General features: G+C 65.6%; 10 protein-coding genes. 4 read left to right on the top strand and 6 right to left on the bottom strand.

Going from position 1 to position 15,851, the window contains the following annotated elements; translation table 11 throughout:
• Positions 1-50 precede the first annotated feature (50 nt).
• From modA to modC, 3 genes are read left to right on the top strand one after another with little or no spacing between them, the layout of a single operon-like run.
• On the top strand, positions 51-800 hold the full coding sequence (gene modA / locus BMI88_RS15100; RefSeq protein WP_078550093.1) for a molybdate ABC transporter substrate-binding protein: 750 nt from the start codon (positions 51-53) through the stop codon (positions 798-800).
• Positions 797-1,492, top strand: coding sequence for a molybdate ABC transporter permease subunit (gene modB, locus BMI88_RS15095; protein WP_078550091.1), 696 nt, complete (start codon positions 797-799; stop codon positions 1,490-1,492). The genes modA and modB overlap by 4 nt, the downstream gene beginning before the upstream one ends.
• Positions 1,492-2,568 carry a molybdenum ABC transporter ATP-binding protein gene (gene modC / locus BMI88_RS15090; protein WP_146673599.1) on the top strand — a complete coding sequence of 359 codons (1,077 nt, stop codon included), beginning with the start codon at positions 1,492-1,494 and terminating at the stop codon, positions 2,566-2,568. Before modB ends, modC begins: the two co-directional genes overlap by 1 nt.
• A gap of 6 nt (positions 2,569-2,574) precedes the next feature.
• On the opposite strand, the gene putA is transcribed toward modC, so the two are convergent.
• Positions 2,575-5,994 carry a bifunctional proline dehydrogenase/L-glutamate gamma-semialdehyde dehydrogenase PutA gene (gene putA, locus BMI88_RS15085; RefSeq protein WP_078550087.1) on the bottom strand — a complete coding sequence of 1,140 codons (3,420 nt, stop codon included), beginning with the start codon at positions 5,992-5,994 and terminating at the stop codon, positions 2,575-2,577.
• Positions 5,995-6,108: 114 nt separating this feature from the next.
• On the opposite strand from putA, the gene BMI88_RS15080 reads away from it, so the two are divergent.
• Positions 6,109-6,576: an Lrp/AsnC family transcriptional regulator gene (locus BMI88_RS15080; protein ID WP_075774978.1), complete on the top strand. Its 468-nt coding sequence runs from the start codon at positions 6,109-6,111 to the stop codon at positions 6,574-6,576.
• A gap of 468 nt (positions 6,577-7,044) precedes the next feature.
• Here the strand turns inward: BMI88_RS15080 and BMI88_RS15075 are convergent, their stop codons facing one another.
• The 5 genes from BMI88_RS15075 to BMI88_RS15055 all read right to left on the bottom strand — a co-directional run bounded on the left by BMI88_RS15075 (position 7,045) and on the right by BMI88_RS15055 (position 15,406).
• On the bottom strand, positions 7,045-8,565 hold the full coding sequence (locus BMI88_RS15075) for a bifunctional UDP-sugar hydrolase/5'-nucleotidase (protein WP_078550085.1): 1,521 nt from the start codon (positions 8,563-8,565) through the stop codon (positions 7,045-7,047).
• 251 nt (positions 8,566-8,816) lie between these two features.
• Complete coding sequence (locus BMI88_RS15070) at positions 8,817-10,241, bottom strand: GTPase (protein WP_078550083.1); 1,425 nt, start codon at positions 10,239-10,241, stop codon at positions 8,817-8,819.
• 13 nt (positions 10,242-10,254) lie between these two features.
• A complete protein-coding gene (locus BMI88_RS15065; protein WP_078550081.1) occupies positions 10,255-12,396 on the bottom strand; it encodes a dynamin family protein in 2,142 nt (713 codons plus the stop codon).
• On the bottom strand, positions 12,393-13,469 hold the full coding sequence (locus tag BMI88_RS15060) for a dynamin family protein (RefSeq protein WP_078550079.1): 1,077 nt from the start codon (positions 13,467-13,469) through the stop codon (positions 12,393-12,395). The genes BMI88_RS15065 and BMI88_RS15060 overlap by 4 nt, the downstream gene beginning before the upstream one ends.
• Positions 13,466-15,406, bottom strand: a complete 1,941-nt coding sequence (locus tag BMI88_RS15055; protein ID WP_078550077.1) for a dynamin family protein — start codon at positions 15,404-15,406, stop codon at positions 13,466-13,468. The genes BMI88_RS15060 and BMI88_RS15055 overlap by 4 nt, the downstream gene beginning before the upstream one ends.
• Positions 15,407-15,851: the final 445 nt, after the last annotated feature.

The following is a 15,851-nucleotide window of genomic DNA, read 5'->3' as shown; positions in this document are numbered from 1 at the left end:
TGGCGGCCTGCGCTGCAATATGTATGGCGGAACATATCGAAGGAGGCCCCATGTCCCTGCCCCGCATCCTCGCCCTTGCGCTGATCCCGGCGAGCCTCGCGCTGCCCGCCCGCGCAGATGACGTCACGATCTTTGCCGCCGCCTCGATGAAGACCGCGCTCGATCAGGTGGCGAAAGGCTGGGAAGCCAAGACCGGCGATGTGGCGCATATCTCCTACGCGGGCTCAGGCGCGCTGGCCCGTCAGATCGCCGCCGGGGCACCGGCCGACATCTACATCTCCGCCAATCCCGGCTGGATGGAGACGGTCGCGAAGACAGGCCGCATCGAGACGCAAGCGGACCTGCTGGCCAACCACCTCGTGCTGATCGCGCACGACCCGAAGGCGCAATCGGTAAAGATCTCGCCGGATCTGGATTTCGATGAACTTTTGAATGGCGGCAAGCTCGCAATGTCGCTGGTGAACGCGGTGCCCGCAGGCCAATACGGCAAGGCGGCGCTGGAGCATTACGGCCTCTGGACCAAGGTCGAACCCGAGGTCGCGCAGGCCGATAACGTGCGCGCGACGCTTGCGATGGTGGCGCTTGGCGCAGCGCCCTACGGCATCACCTACGCGACCGATGCCGTGGCCGAGCCGCGCGTGCATGTCGTGGCGACCTTCCCCGCGGACAGTCACCCGCCGATCCGCTACCCTGCGGCCCGTCTTGCCGACAGCGACGCAGCCAAAAGCTTCTATGCCGAGCTGAAATCCGACGCGGCGGCGAAAATCTTCCACGACCAAGGCTTCGAGACGCTGGAATGAGCTGGCTGTCGCCCTCCGACTGGCAAGCGGTTGTCCTGTCGCTGAAAGTGGCGGGCTGGGCGACTCTGTTGTCGCTACCGCCGGGCCTGTTCGTGGCCTATGCGCTGGCGCGCTGGCGCTTTCCGGGACGCAGCCTCGTCAACGGCCTGGTGCATCTGCCGCTGATCCTGCCGCCCGTCGTCACCGGCTATCTGCTGCTGATCGGCTTCGCGCCGAACGGGATAATCGGGGCGGCGCTGGCGAGGATCGGGATCACGGTCGCCTTCTCGTGGCGCGGCGCGGCGCTGGCCGCCGGGATCATGGCCTTCCCGCTGATGGTGCGAGCGATCCGGCTCGCGATCGAGGCGGTGGACCCGAAGCTGGAACAGGCGGCCTCCACCCTCGGGGCCTCACGCATCGCCAGTTTCGCAACGATCACCCTGCCCCTGATCCTGCCCGGCATCCTTGCCGGCAGCATCACCGCCTTCGCCAAGGCGATGGGCGAATTCGGCGCGACGATCACATTCGTATCGAACATTCCCGGCCAGACCCAGACCCTGCCGCTCGCGATCTATTCGCAATTGCAGGTGCCGGGCGGCGAGGCGGATGCCGCGCGGCTGGTGGTGATCTCGGTCACGCTGGCGCTTGGCGCGCTGTTGGTCTCGGAGTGGCTGGCGCGACGGATCGCGGCGCGGATCGCGGGGCATAACTGATGCTGGAAATCTCGCTCAGCCATCGCCTGCCCGCGCTCGATCTGGACGTCAATTTCACCGCGCCCGAAGGCGTCACCGCGCTGTTCGGCCCGTCCGGCGCGGGCAAGACGACGGTGGTGAACGCGGTCGCCGGGCTGCTGCGTCCCGACCGGGGGCGGATCGTGGTGAATGGCGAGGTGCTGCTCGATACCGAGGCCGGCATCTGCCTGCCGCCCCACAAGCGCCGTATCGGCTATGTCTTCCAAGACGCCCGGCTTTTCCCGCATCTCAGCGTGAAATCGAACCTGCTCTACGGGCAGCGCTTCAACACCTCCAAGACCGCGCCGGAGTTCGACCGCATCATCGAGATGCTCGGCCTCGGCGCACTGCTGGAGCGCCGTCCGGCCGCACTTTCGGGCGGAGAGAAGAGCCGTGTGGCGCTCGGTCGTGCGATCCTGTCAAACCCGCGCATGCTGCTGATGGACGAGCCGCTGGCCGCGCTCGATGCCGCACGGAAGGCGGAAATTCTGCCCTATATCGAGCGGTTACGGGACGAAGTTAAACTGCCCATCCTCTATGTCAGCCACGCCCCCGCCGAGGTCGCGCGGCTTGCGACCTCGATCGCGCTGATCGAGACCGGACGCCTGCGCGGCTTCGGCCCGGCGCGCGAAATCCTGTCCGACCCGAAGCTCGCCCCGGCGCTCGGGCAACGCGAAGCGGGCGCGGTGATCTCGGGTCGGGTTCAGGCGCAGGAGGCCGATGGGCTCGCCCGGATCGAGACCGCAGGCGGGCCGGTGCTGCTGCCCTATCCGGCGGGCCAGCCCGGCCAATCGCTGCGGCTGCGCATCCATGCGGGCGACGTGACACTGGCGGTCGGGCACCCCGAGGGGCTGTCCGCGCTCAATATCCTGCCTGTCACGGTCGCGGAGCTGCGCCCCGCGGGTCCGCCCAGCGTCTACGTGCGCCTGAAGATAGGTGACGAGCATCTGCTGGCCCGGCTCACCACCCGCTCGGTCGAGGCACTTCGCCTGACCGAGGGGATGGCGTGCCACGCGATCATCAAGGCGATGTCGGTGGCCTCCGAGGATGTGGGCTAGCGGGGTTTACCCCGCCAGCAGCGCCGCATTGCCGCCTGCCGCGGTGGTGTCGACGCACAGATGCCGCTCGTGGAGGACATCGGCCTTCTGCACCGCGCCGGTGGTCAGCGTCAGGATCGGCCCTTCGCGCTTGGCAAGCGCCTTGACGAGCGCGCGCGTGTCGTGGCCCCACCAGATGGCGCCCGCGATATCCTCAAGCGTCTCAAGCACTTCCGGGGCGATCTTGCCATCGGCACCGACGGCCACACCGCCCAGCTTCTCGACCGCCTTGATCTGCGCGACCTGCGCAGCCTCGCCCGGGCCGAGGCACAGGATCGGCCCGCGCGGATAGCGGCGCAGCGTGTTCGCCTCGCCCGTCGGCCCCGGCAGTTCCAGCGCCTCGATCGGCTCGCTTGCCTCGGCCTTCGCCGCCGCTTTCGCGAGCTTTTTGCGCAGCGCATCGAGATCGGCCTTGTGGCCCCATTCGCCATTCTTCGACGACGCCTCGGGCGCCATCGCGAAGCGCGTGAGATACAGCGGACCGCCCGCTTTCGGCCCCGTGCCCGACAAACCTTCACCGCCGAAGGGCTGCGAGCCCACGACCGCGCCGATCTGGTTGCGGTTGACGTAGAGGTTGCCGACATGCAGCGCGTCCGAGACCTCCTGCACGCGGTTGTCGATCCGGCTGTGCAGACCGGCGGTCAGCCCGTAACCGGTGGCGTTGATCGCGGCGAACACCTTCTCGATATCCTCGGCGCGATAGGTCGCGATATGCAGCACCGGGCCGAAGACCTCACGCTCCAGCGCCTCGATGCCGGAGACCTTCACCAGCGTCGGCGCGATGAAATGCCCCTTGGACGGCGCGTCGAGCTTGTGCAGCACGCGGCCCTCTTTCTCAGCTTGCGCGATGTAGGCGGCGATGTCTTCCTGCGCCTCGCCGTCGATCACCGGGCCGACATCGGTCGACAGATACCACGGATCGCCCAGCGACAGCTCGTCCATCGCGCCTTTGATCATCGAGATCAGCCCCTCGGCCACGTCTTCCTGCACATAGAGGCAGCGCAGCGCCGAGCAGCGCTGACCCGCCGACTGGAAGGCCGAGGCGATGATGTCGCGCGTCGCCTGTTCGGGCAGCGCGGTCGAGTCCACGATCATCGCGTTCAGACCGCCGGTCTCCGCGATCAGCGGTGCGGTCGGATCGAGATTGTCGGCCATCGACCGGCGGATCATCTTCGCCGTCTCGGTCGAGCCGGTGAAGGCGATGCCCGCGATCTTCGGGTTGGACGACAGGGCCGCGCCCACCGTCTCGCCCTGACCGGGCAGGAGTTGCAGCACGTCGCGCGGCACGCCCGCCTCATGCATCAGGCGCACGGCGATTGCGGCGACGAGCGGGGTCTGCTCGGCCGGTTTCGCGATCACGCCATTGCCCGCAGCCAGCGCCGCCGAGATCTGCCCGGTGAAGATCGCCAGCGGGAAGTTCCACGGGCTGATCGCCGCGAAGATCCCGCGCGCGGTCGGGTCGATCTCTTCGGCCTGCGCCGAGTAGTAATGCAGGAAGTCGACCGCCTCGCGCAATTCACCCACGGAGTCGAGCTGGCTCTTGCCCGCCTCTTTCGCGAGCACCGCGAAGAAGGGTCCGAAGTTTTCCTCGTAAAGCTCCGCCACGCGACGCAGCACGGCGGCGCGCTCAGCGACCGGGGCAGTCCAAGGGCGTGCGGCGTCGATCGCGGCCGCGACACAGGCCTCGTCGGCCTCGGTGACCTTGGCCACTTCTTCACCCGTCGAGGGGTTGATGACGGCCACGGCCTGCCCCGTCGCCTCGCCCGCCACCAGCGGACCCGCATCCGGGATCGCGACATTGCGGGCGGCGTCGATGCGCGCCAGCGTGCCCTCGTCGGTCAGATCGAAGCCCATGGAATTCTCGCGGGACTCTGCGAACACCTCCGAGGGGAGCTTGAGCATCGCCGAGCGTTCGGCATTCGCTAGCTGCACGAACGGGTCTTCCGCGATGGTCTCGGGGGCCACGTCCTCGTCGACGATCTGGTGCACGAAGGAGGAGTTCGCGCCGTTCTCCAGCAGGCGGCGCACCAGATAGGCCAGCAGGTCGCGATGCGCGCCGACGGGGGCGTAGATGCGGCAGCGGGTGCCTTCCTCGCGGTGGACGATCTCGTGCAGACGCTCGCCCATGCCATGCAGGCGCTGGAACTCGTAGGGACGGCCCTCGGCCATCTCGAGGATCGCCGCGACCGAATGAGCGTTATGGGTGGCGAATTGCGGATAGATGCGGTCGGTGTAGCTGAACAGCTTGCGCGCATTGGCAAGGTAGCTGACATCGGTCGCCGCCTTCGTGGTGAATAGCGGGAAGTCCGGCAGGCCTTCGACCTGCGCGAGCTTCATCTCGGTGTCCCAATAGGCGCCCTTCACCAGACGCACCATGATCTTGCGGTCGAGCTTTTCGGCCAAAGCGCCCAGCCAGTCGATCACGAGGCTCGCACGCTTGCCGTAAGCCTGAACGACGACGCCGAACCCGTCCCAGCCGGCCAGCTCGGGGTCCGACAGCACTTCCTTGATGATCTTGAGCGAGATCACCAGACGGTCCTGCTCTTCGGCGTCGATATTGAGGCCCATGTTCCCGGCCTTCGCGGCCTTCGCGAGATCCTTGAGCACCGGCACGATCTCGGCCATGGCGCGCTCTTCCTTGGCGACCTCGTAGCGCGGATGCAGCGCCGAGAGCTTGACCGAAATACCGGGGTTTTCGGCCACGGGGCGGTCCTTGCAGACCTTCGCGATGGCGGCGATCGCGTCGGCGTAATCCTTCGCATAGCGCTTGGCGTCGCGCGCGGTGCGGGCGGCCTCGCCCAGCATGTCGTAGCTGTAGGTATAGCCGCGATCTTCGAGCTTTTTGGCGCGGCTCAGCGCGTCCTTGATCGTCTCGCCGAGGACGAACTGGCGGCCCATCTCCTTCATCGCGCGGCTGACGGCGGCGCGGATCACCGGTTCGCCCAGACGGCGCACGGCCCCACGCAGCACGCCTGCCATGCCGGGCTTTTCGTCTTCGAGCACGCGGCCCGTCAGCATCAGCGCCCAGGTCGAGGCGTTGACCATCGAGGACGACGCCGTGCCCATATGCTTGCCCCAGTCAGACGGTGCGATCTTGTCTTCGATCAGCGCGTCGATCGTCTCGGCATCGGGCACGCGCAGCATCGCTTCGGCCAGACACATCAGCGCCACGCCTTCTTGCGTAGACAGGCCATATTCCGCGAGGAAATGCTCCATCAGCGTCGGTTTGGCTTCGGTCCGGATCCGGCGCACGAGCTTCGCCGCGCGGGCAGAGATCTGCGTGCGATCACTCTCGCTCAGTTCGGCCTGGCCCTTCAGGCGCTCAAGAAGTGCGGCTTCATCGGCGAATTTCGCCTGCGTTGTGAACTGATCGAACGTGTCGCCCATGCGATCCTCCCTTAAATCTGATTGTCCGATATTATGCGATTTCCCCTAGGCGATTGGCTCAAAGATTTGCTAAGCGATGGTCTCTAAGACTTATTTTTGGAGACTCCGCAGCCCATGAGTGAAGAGATCGATGCGATCGACAGGCGAATCCTCAACGAGCTTATCGCCGATGCACGCCTCCCCGTGGCTGAGATAGCGCGCAGGGTCGGCTTGTCGAAGACGCCGGTAGCCGCGCGCATACGCCAGATGGAGGAAACCGGGCTCATCAAAGGCTACCGGGCGATGATCTCGCCGATCAAGCTGGGGCTGACCCATGTGACCTATATCGAGCTGAAATTGAGCGATACGCGCGAGACCGCGCTGAAGGCGTTCAACGCCGCGGTGCGCGCGATCCCCGAGGTCGAAGAGTGCTACATGATCGCGGGCGGTTTCGACTATCTGGTGAAGATCCGCGCCCGCGACATGGCCGATTACCGGCGGATCATGTCGGAAGAGCTGTCCACCCTGCCCCACGTCCATTCGTCCTCGAGCTATGTCGCGATGGAGACCGTTGTGGAGGCGAGCGCGCCGCCGCTGGAGTAAAGCAACGCAGGGCAGCGCCCGATCGCCGGGCGGGCGTTCCTCGCCATGTGGTCTGCACTTAATCGCGGCCAAATCCGGATGACCTCGATCCGCGCGCTTAGCCCCCCAAGCGCCCGCCCGAGGGGGCGGTCGGGCGCTGCCCGGGCCGCTTCGCGGCTGTTCCGGGCAGAGGCTCCACTTGGCGCGGGGAGCGATCAGCCCCGGGCTGCGCCCGTCCGGCCTTCGCGATGCTCAGGCGTTCGCCGGGGCGTCCTTCCACTGGAAGGCCGCTTTCTCCCGGCTCACCCCTCCCCACGGGAGGGCGCATTGGCGATGCCAGCGCGGGCCCACGCGTCATTCGGGCTTGAGAGATAAAGCGCCCAGCCACACACCGATCAAAGCGCCCGCCCAAGGCTCGGGCGCGTCCCTCAGCGCAATAGAAAAAGGCGGCAGGTCTCCCCGCCGCCTCTCATTCCGATCAGACCGAACTCACTCGCCCTGTTTCTTGATCCGCCCGTCGAGCTTGGGCGCAACCGTGCCCTTGTTCTCGACATAGGTCATCACGTCATTGGCCATCAGGTTGCCGTTGCCCGCGTTCACGATGACCTTGCCACCACCAAGCGCGCCATACCCATCGCCGCCGCCCAGCATGTAATCGTTGGTCGCGACCTTGTAGACCTTGTCCTTGTCGAGAGGCTGACCGCCCACCTCGACCGAGACCACGCGCGATCCCGCAGGCGCGCTCGGATCATAGACCACGCTCATGCCCGAGATCTGCGGGAAGCGGCCCGCGCCGTTCTCGACCTGGCTGAAGCCGTTCTCCAGCGCGCTCAACAGCTGCGAGCCGGGGATCTCGGTCACCACCGTCTTATTGCCGAAGGGCAGCTCGGTCAGCACGTCCTTGCGCGTGATCTTGTGGCCCGCGTCATAGGTCGTGTCACCCCGGATGCCGCCGCCATTGATCAGCGTGACATCGGCCTTCGTCGCATCGCGCAGCGCATCGGCGATCAGATCGCCCATCGTGCTCTCCTGCGAGCGCACGACATTGCGCCGCGAGTCCAGCTCGGTTTCCGACGTGCCGATCTGCTGCCCGAGATTGTCGTCGAGCTGCTTTTTGAACCCGTTGACCAGATCCATCGATTCCGGATCCGGCGTGACATTCGCGGTGTCGATCCAGCGGAAATTCGGGGTCCAGCTGATCTTGCGCTTGCCGTCTTTCTCCGAGATGTCGACGGTCAGATCGAGCGGCTGCAGATAGCGCGCGTCGATCGAGGTCTCCACGTAAGCCGTGATCCCGTCATAGAACATCGCGTTGAGGTGGTCGTCGCCGGACATGATCACGTCGAAATCCTGGCTCGCGATCAGCTTGCGGTCGTTGGACTGGTCGGTCTGCACGACGCCGATCACCAGATCCGCGCCGTCCTCGCGGGCCTTCTTGGCGGCCGCGATTGCGGTGTCAACGGTGGGCTGGAATTTCAGATCGCCCGAATTGGCGACCTCGGGCGTGGTGTCTTGGGCCACCGGCACCAGCGCGACCTTGAGGCCTGCGATCTCCTTCATCATCACGCCGCCAAGCCCCTGAATGGGCGAGCCGTCAGCTTGCGTGATGTTGATCGCGGCCCAGGGGTATTTCGAGCCTTCCATCTTCTTCTCGAAATTCTCAGGCCCGAAATCGAACTCATGGTTGCCCGGCACCGCGATGTCGAAGGGCACGATATTGGTCAGGTCGATCGTGTTCTGGCCTTCGTCGATCCCCGACAGAAGCGAGGGCGAGAGCATGTCGCCATCGAAGACATAGAGCGTGTTGGGATTGTCCGCCCGCTCCTTCTTGGCGACCGCGTTGAGCCGCGCGAAACCGCCACGCTCGCCATCGCCGTCGAAATTGTAAATATCGCCGACCCCGAGGATCGTGAGCTTCACCGTCTCGGCCTGAATGGGCCCGGCGGCCAGAAGCCCGGTCGAGGCGGCGCCCAGCATGAGGGCAGCCAGACGGCGCTTGAAATCGGACATTTCGGTCTCCCTGCGGAATAAACTTTTTTCATAGACCCCGAGCGGCCGCAGTTATCGGCGCGCCGAGGCGTGAGAGAAAGATTAGCCGCACTCTGCCACGGCGCAAACCGATAGTCAGATGACCTTGCGTTCTCGTGATAGGCAGCGCCTGTTTTCGCGTCACTTCGCGGGCGAAGGAAGATCGCGGAGGCGACCTGCCGCCCCCGTAAGACCAAGCCCCGTAAGACCAAGCCCCGTCAGACCAAGCCCTGTCAGACTAAAGTGCCCGCCAAACGTGCGAACAGCGCATGCGCCGATGGCTCGTCGATCAGGTCGACCGTGAATTGCGCGAAGGTCAGGCCGGTCTCGGGCGCGCTCGCGAACATGATGCGTACATCGTCCCCCGCCTCCGTGATCGTGTCGAGCTGGCCGCCGAACACGGTGGTGTAATTTCCGGCGAACCCGGCCATCAAATTCTCCAGCGCCTTGGCACAGGCCACGATCTCGTCCGACGACCCTTTGACGGGCCGCAGGATCCGATCACTCGGGCCGATCCGCCCGGCAAGCTGCAACCCCTCGGGCAACTCGATGCCCAGCCTGAGCCGCGTGGTGGCCAGCAGCAGCGGGCTGTCCTGCTTGGTTTCCATCTCGGCTTCGGTTTCGGGCATGACGGGCCCGGTGACATTCGGCCCCGGCTCACGAACGGGCTCACGCTCCGCGTCGCGGCCCGGCTTGGACGAACGCGTGACGCGTCTCGGCGACACTTCGGGCGTGCGGTCGACAGGATGCGGGTCCGGCCGGAACTCGGGCTCCGCCCCGGGCGGCGCGACGGGCGCGCCGGAATTTGCCGGTTGCGAAGCCCGTTTACCCACGCTGCGCGAGCGGAACGGCAGCACCGCGCCCCCATGTTCGGAGAGCAGCGGCGACGGCGCGTCATGGGTGCCGATCGCCAGATCCGCCTCTGTCTCGGGATCGAGCGTATCGAGCCCGGCCACCGCGCGCCCCGTCATAGCCCCAAGCGCCGCGATCAGCGCCGCACCGCCGCTGCGCTGGAAGGCTTCATCCAATGTCTCGGCCTCGCGCAAAAGATCGCGCGACCCGTACAGGAAGGCGACCCGCGAGAAATAGGCCGCCGACTCGCGCTGAACCCGGGCCTTCAGCTTCGCCCGGTCGGTGTCGTTGCGCAGCTTGTCGCCGCGCGAAATCGCCAGCAGGCAATCCGACGGGCGCGCCGGCCCGAGCCGCTCGATCATCGTCTTCTCGGTCAGCCGCCAGGCCTGCGAAGCGATCGTCACCCAGATCATCACGTCGCAGGTCGCGATCAGGCCGATCTGCTCTTCGTTCACGTCTTCGGGGCGGCTCAGAGGCACTTCGACGAACTCGAACCCCTGCAGATGCGGCTGCGCGGAATAGACGTAAATCTCGGACGGCACGGCCCAGCCTTCTTCGACCTCCGCCGCGTCGATCTCGCGCCCCGTCGCGTCGCGCATCACCACGCCCGGCGTCGCCCGGTAGCGCGCGACGACCGTCGGACGCTCGGTCCGGCCCAGATTGTCGCCGATGCTGCGCGCGCGCAAAATCGCGTTCAGCACGGTGGACTTGCCGGAATTGACCTCGCCGCAAATCGCCACCCGAAGGGGCGCGCGATGGGGATCGGGCGGCGCGTCCTCGCGGTTGAGCTCTTGCTTGAAAATCATTGCCCTTTCGCCCTTACGCTGCGCGCGTCGCGGGTTTGCGGCGCGGCATCATGGTGCTGCTGACCGCGCTCTCGATCGCCCCGAGATTGATCAGACGCCGTTCGAGCACTTCCAACTTGCTCTGGATCCGGGACGCCAGTCGGCTTTGCATCTGCGGATCACGGGCCAGCCGTTCCAACTCGGCCCGCTCCTGCTTGAGCTGCAAGGTCCGCTCGCGCACGATCATCTCCATCATCCGCACCATCACCCGCAGCCGCGACCCGCCTGCGCTGGCGCGTTCCACCAGCGCCTCGCCATAGGCCTGCAGGATCTTCTCGACCGCCGGACGCAGTTCTTCGGCCGCCACGATCCGCAACCCGTCGAGGGTCTTCTCGATATTCACGGTCGGACCGCGCCAGAAGGCCCAGCCCCGCTCCAGCGCGAAGTTGATGCGCAGCGCACGCCGGGTCAGCGTCAGCGTCGAGGTGAAAGTGTCATGCGGCATATCCGACAGGTCGATCTCTTCGCTGGGATCGTCGAACCGGTCCGCGACCGTGGTGCGGCAGGCATGGATCGCATTGTCGAGCAGCACGTCGATGGCCGCACGCGAGCGGGCGTAGCTCTTCGTCACCTCGCGTTCGAGCGCGATCTGCAGCGCGGTCGTGTCGGTCTCGAAGCTGCGCGGCGGACGACCGTCGCGGATCCGGTTGGTGCGCAGGACATCCTCGAACCGGTCGCGCTGGCTCAGGACGAAATCCTCGATGCTCTTGTTGAGCCGCGTCTCCAGCGCCGACCAGCCGCGGTTGAGCACCGCTTCGATCTGATGCTCGGCGCTCTCGACATGGTTTTCGAGCGCGCCGCGCAACGCCTCCGTCGCCGCGATCTCGCCGCTCATTTCCTCGATCGCAGCCTCCGCCACGTCCGAACGGATGCTCTCGATCTGCATCTGCAGCGTGTCGCGTTCGCGGCGGGCAACGAATTGCATCCCCGACAGCTCCGCGCGCAGATCGCCGCGCAGCTGAGCGAGCTGCTGACGCCCCACCCCGCCATCGATGACGGCAGAGAGCACATGCTTGACCTCTTCGACGCCCGAGGCCAGCAACAGCCGGTCGATCGGATCCTCCGGCACGCGGCCGAAGCGCGAATACAGGTATTGCGCCAGCTCCATCGAATCCATCTCGGCGCGCGCCCAGGCGGCTTCCTCGTCGGAGCGCTGCGTCAGATCGGCGAGATAGGCGCTGCCCGCAACGATCTTGAAGTCGATATCGGGGATCGCCGCACGCAGACGGCGCGACACATCGGCGATCACGCGCGGCACTTCGACCGCGTAATCGTCGAGCTCGTCGATCCGATTGAGGAAGATCAGCACATCCTTGTCGTCCTGCTTGGCGAGAATGCGGATCAGGGCGAGGTCGACATCGGTCAGCGGCTGATGCGCCGAGAGCACCATGATGAACACGTCCGAGCGGTCGAGCGAACGACAGGTGAACTCGTCGCGCACGAGGAACGGGTCGTTCACGCCGGGCGTGTCGGTGATGATCGTGGGCACCTGAAACTCGGGCAAGCGCATGTAGATATTGGCGCTTTTCGTGAGCGCCGCATAGCGGCCAAGCGCCTCGCGCTCCAACCCGTCATCCGCGCCGGGCCCTGCGCAGACATAGCGTTGCAGCAAATCGGGTGCGAGGAAGTCATAGTCGTGATGCTGGCCCAGCAGCATCTGGTAATGCTTGCCGAGACGTCGCTGGGCGCGGCGGCGCATCTGCTCGGACTGCTCGCGCAGAATGTCGGTATCGAACCCCGGCAGCAGCTCCTCGGTCAGCTTGCGGATGCGCGTGCCGCCATTGATGATCTCGTCCCAATCGGCCTCCGAGAAGAACTCGAACCGCGCCCCCGTCACCGGGTCTTCGGGCAGGTTGATGCGCATATTGGTCACGACAGAGGTCCACGGATTCACGTCCGAGGGCAGGAAGTCATGCTGGTGCAGGAAGGCGTTGAGGAAGGTCGATTTGCCCGCCTTCACCTGCCCGATAACCGCCACACGCGCCGCCCAGTCATGCAGCCGCAAGCGCAGATCGCGGATGCGCGGACGGGCGCTGCGTTCGACGGAGGCCTCGATCCGGTCGAGCGCGCCGTTGAGAAAGTCGAGTTCCTTACGCAGTTGCGGGGCAATCTTCATGGCTTGGTCCTCTTGCTCGCGTAGGCTGGCTCGAATTCGGTCGGGGTTTCGGCATCCAGCCGATCAAGCAGATGTTCGACATGGGCGAGAACATCCGCGGCATCTGTGAAGGCGTAGCCCGCCGTGAGCTCCTCCCACAGCGCGCGGGCCGGGCCCGGCATCGGGGCGGACTCGGCAGGCGGATAGTCGGGCAGCGGCGAGTCGAGGATCAGCGGCTCGGCATCCGTCACCTCCGGCAGCTCCGCCGCTTCCGCCTTGATCAGACGCGCTGAGCGCAGACGGCGCGGCTTCACCGGCGTGCGTGGTTTCGGGAAAGCGATCACGTCGCGCTCGCCCACGAATTTCGCGACGATCTCGTTGGCCGCCCCTGTCGGCTGATCGATCTGCCCGACCAGCCGCTCGATCTCGCGCGCGATCTGCGCCACGTCCGAAGGCTCGGTCAGCGCGGCCAGACGGATCGTCGGGAAGACCTCCCCCGCCTCGCGCTCGACCCGGCGCATCAGCCGCGCGCGGGTGCGTTCGTCGGGCAGACGGTCGCCATGGGTCACGACCAGCATCGGCTGTTCCAGCAGCGCCTCGGGCATCTCGTCCCAGACCGCCTTCTCGCTTTGCCGCCACGCTTGCGTCGCGTTGGTGCACCAGATCACCAGATCGGCATAGCGCAGCATCCGCTGCCAGCTTTCCATCGGCATGTTCGGGTCCGACGAACCGGGCGTGTCGATGATGTCGATCCGGTCGAGGATCGGCGCGTTATGGGCGATCACGCAATAGCGCGCCTTCTCCAGATTGAGCTGCGCCAGATCGGAGAGCGGGCGCGCGACATCTTCCTTGTCGATCCAGAGTTGCGCCCGGTCCCCGCCGCGCACCAGCCAGATCGGCGGCAGCGCGGTCGCGGTGACATGCGAGGGCAGCACTTTCTCGCCCAGCAACCCGTTGATGAGACTGGTCTTCCCGGCCGAAAACTCGCCCGCGACCAGCACCCGCAGCTTGCGCGGCTTCGGAGTGGCCTGCGGAGCCTGCGCTTTCGACAGGTCCGGCAAGTCGGGGCGTTCACGTTTGCGCAGCGAGTTCATGCCGAGAGCCTTTCCTTATTGTGACCGGACGCGCCCGACAGGCAGCGCTCGCGCACCGCTTTGCAGAACTGCCCCTGATCGAAGGCGAAGCGCTCCACGATCTCGCGGCTGCGCGCGATGGCGGGGTCGAAATACTCGGTCATCAGATCTTCGATCAGCGGCGTGGTTTCCGCGATGATCACCTCGCGGTAGCGCGCCTGCGCCGCCCCCTTGCGATTGAAGCGCCAATAGCGCCGCCACCATGCGCCCTGCATATCCAGCGTAATCATCCGCGCCAGCACAGTGGGCGCGCGATGTTGCGGCTGTTCGGGGAAGCGGCTGACATCGGCCTCGCGGATCACGCCGAACTCGGCGGCGAGGAAAGTGTCGATCCCGTCGCTGACCATATCGAGCGCAGATTCCCCCTTGCGCCGCAGCCGCGCGCAATTCGACGCAAAAGCCGTCTTCATTGCCATGCGCAGCGCGGTCGGGTCATGGGTCCACGCGCCGATCTCGCCATAGGTGTCGATATGCGATTGCAGCGCTTCGAGCGCCGAGGCCACGAATTGCTCCTGCGCGCGGTCGAGCCGCTCGCGCAGCTCCGCGCGCAGCCCCGCCGCCTCGTTATTGAAGGCAGAGACCGCCTCTTCCTCGATCTCGGCGAGGCGGAACATCAGTTTGGATTCGCTGAGAATGGTGGACGGATCGGCCACGCGGGCAACGCTATCGACGGTCTCGGCGCGCTCGATGATGCGCTCCAGCTCGTCCTGCACATCGCCCAGCACGGCCTGCCCCGGCCCGTCGACGATGCGGGTGACGACGGCCTGCATCAGTGCGCCGATCCCGGAGGCTTCCATCGCGCGCTGGCGCAGTTCGGTCTCGCTGGTAGGCGTGGTGCCGGTCGTCTTCTCCAGCGCAGCACGGCTGGCGGGCGCCATCTCACTCACATCGCCCATCGCGCAATTGGCCCAGTAGCCCGAGCCGAACAGAATCTCGATCTCCTCGCCCAGCCCCATCCGGCCCAGCGTCTTGCGGATCGAGTTGCGGATCGCGGTCTGCGCCCCACGCGGGTCTTCCAGCTCGTCGATGCGGTTGACGAAGATCACCACCTCGCGCGCGTCGATCGCGCAGATGATGCGCAAAAGCGCCAGATCCATCGTGGTCAGCGCCTGATGGGCCGAGAGCACTACGATACAGGCGCGGCTGTCGCCGATCGCGTTCAGCGTGATCTGTTCGCGCATCATGAACGTGTCGTTCACACCCGGCGTGTCGCGCAGGCACAGCCCCCGCGGCAGATGCGGCAGATCGAGATAGAGATCGGCGGACTTCGTCAGATCGGCGTAGGTGCCCTCACTGGCCCCCTCGGCCAGATCGTCGGGATCGCCGTAGCAGATATATTGATCGAGCACCGCCTTATCGAGCGTCGGGAACGCGCGGCTGGTGCCCAGAAGTTCCTCGAATTGTTCGCCCAAACGCGCCTCGGTCGCATCGCGCATCGCGGTGACCTGTTTGCGCACGCTCTCGGCTTCGGTCTCGAAGCCCGCGCGGTTGGCCATCTCGCCCAGACGCCCGCCCGTCGCCACAAGCCGATCCCATTCGTGGCGGTCGAAGAAGCGAAACAGCGCGCGCGTGTCCATCGGGCGGTGGCGCGCGTTCAGATGCAGCGCCGTGATCACCGAGGTCCACGGGTTCACATCCGAGGGCAGCATCCCCGGCTTGCCGATCAACGCGTTGAGAAGGGTGCTTTTTCCCGCTTTGACCTGGCCGATGACGCTGACGGTCGGCTCGAATGCGTCGATCATCTCGAGAACGGTGTCGAGCTGATCCTCGACAAAGCCGAGATCGGCGTCCGAGACGTCTTTTACGGCCTGTTCAAGCTGGTCGAGCGTCTCCCAGTAAGAATTGAGCGCCTCGAAACCACGGCGATGCCAATCAAAGATGGAATTCGCTTCATACACGAGGGAGCTCTCCTTTTCCGCAGGGGCGATGCGGATTTTTGGGTGACACACGGCCCGGCACGCCCATGCCGACCGCGACCACCAATGTTACAGGGACGGCGCGCGCCCCCTTCTTGGCGACGCACCGGCTGGGTCGGTTCGTGCTTAAAGTTCTCTTGCCCAGTCATGTCCGAAATGCGGCAGAAATTATGGCAGACCGACCATAATTGCCGTTCTCAGTGCAGTTGGCCCTCCCGGCTACGATGCGAAATTGCGTTTGTTCTCTTTGCTTTGCTGAGGATTCTGCAATTGCATGACGCAGAGGAAGTCTCGTTTCGGCCCTATTTCCATGACTCTTCACGAATTTGTGAGTGTTTCCGACTGCGCCTATATCACGGGCGTTTTAATCGGATTGTTTACAACTCAAGCGTGCAAAGCGCCCTGTCATCAAAGCTTCACTTGATCC

Source organism: Thioclava sp. F36-6, assembly GCF_002020305.1.
GTDB classification, from domain to species: Bacteria; Pseudomonadota; Alphaproteobacteria; order Rhodobacterales; family Rhodobacteraceae; genus Thioclava; species Thioclava sediminum.
This window is presented reverse-complemented; position numbering and strand designations above follow the sequence as displayed.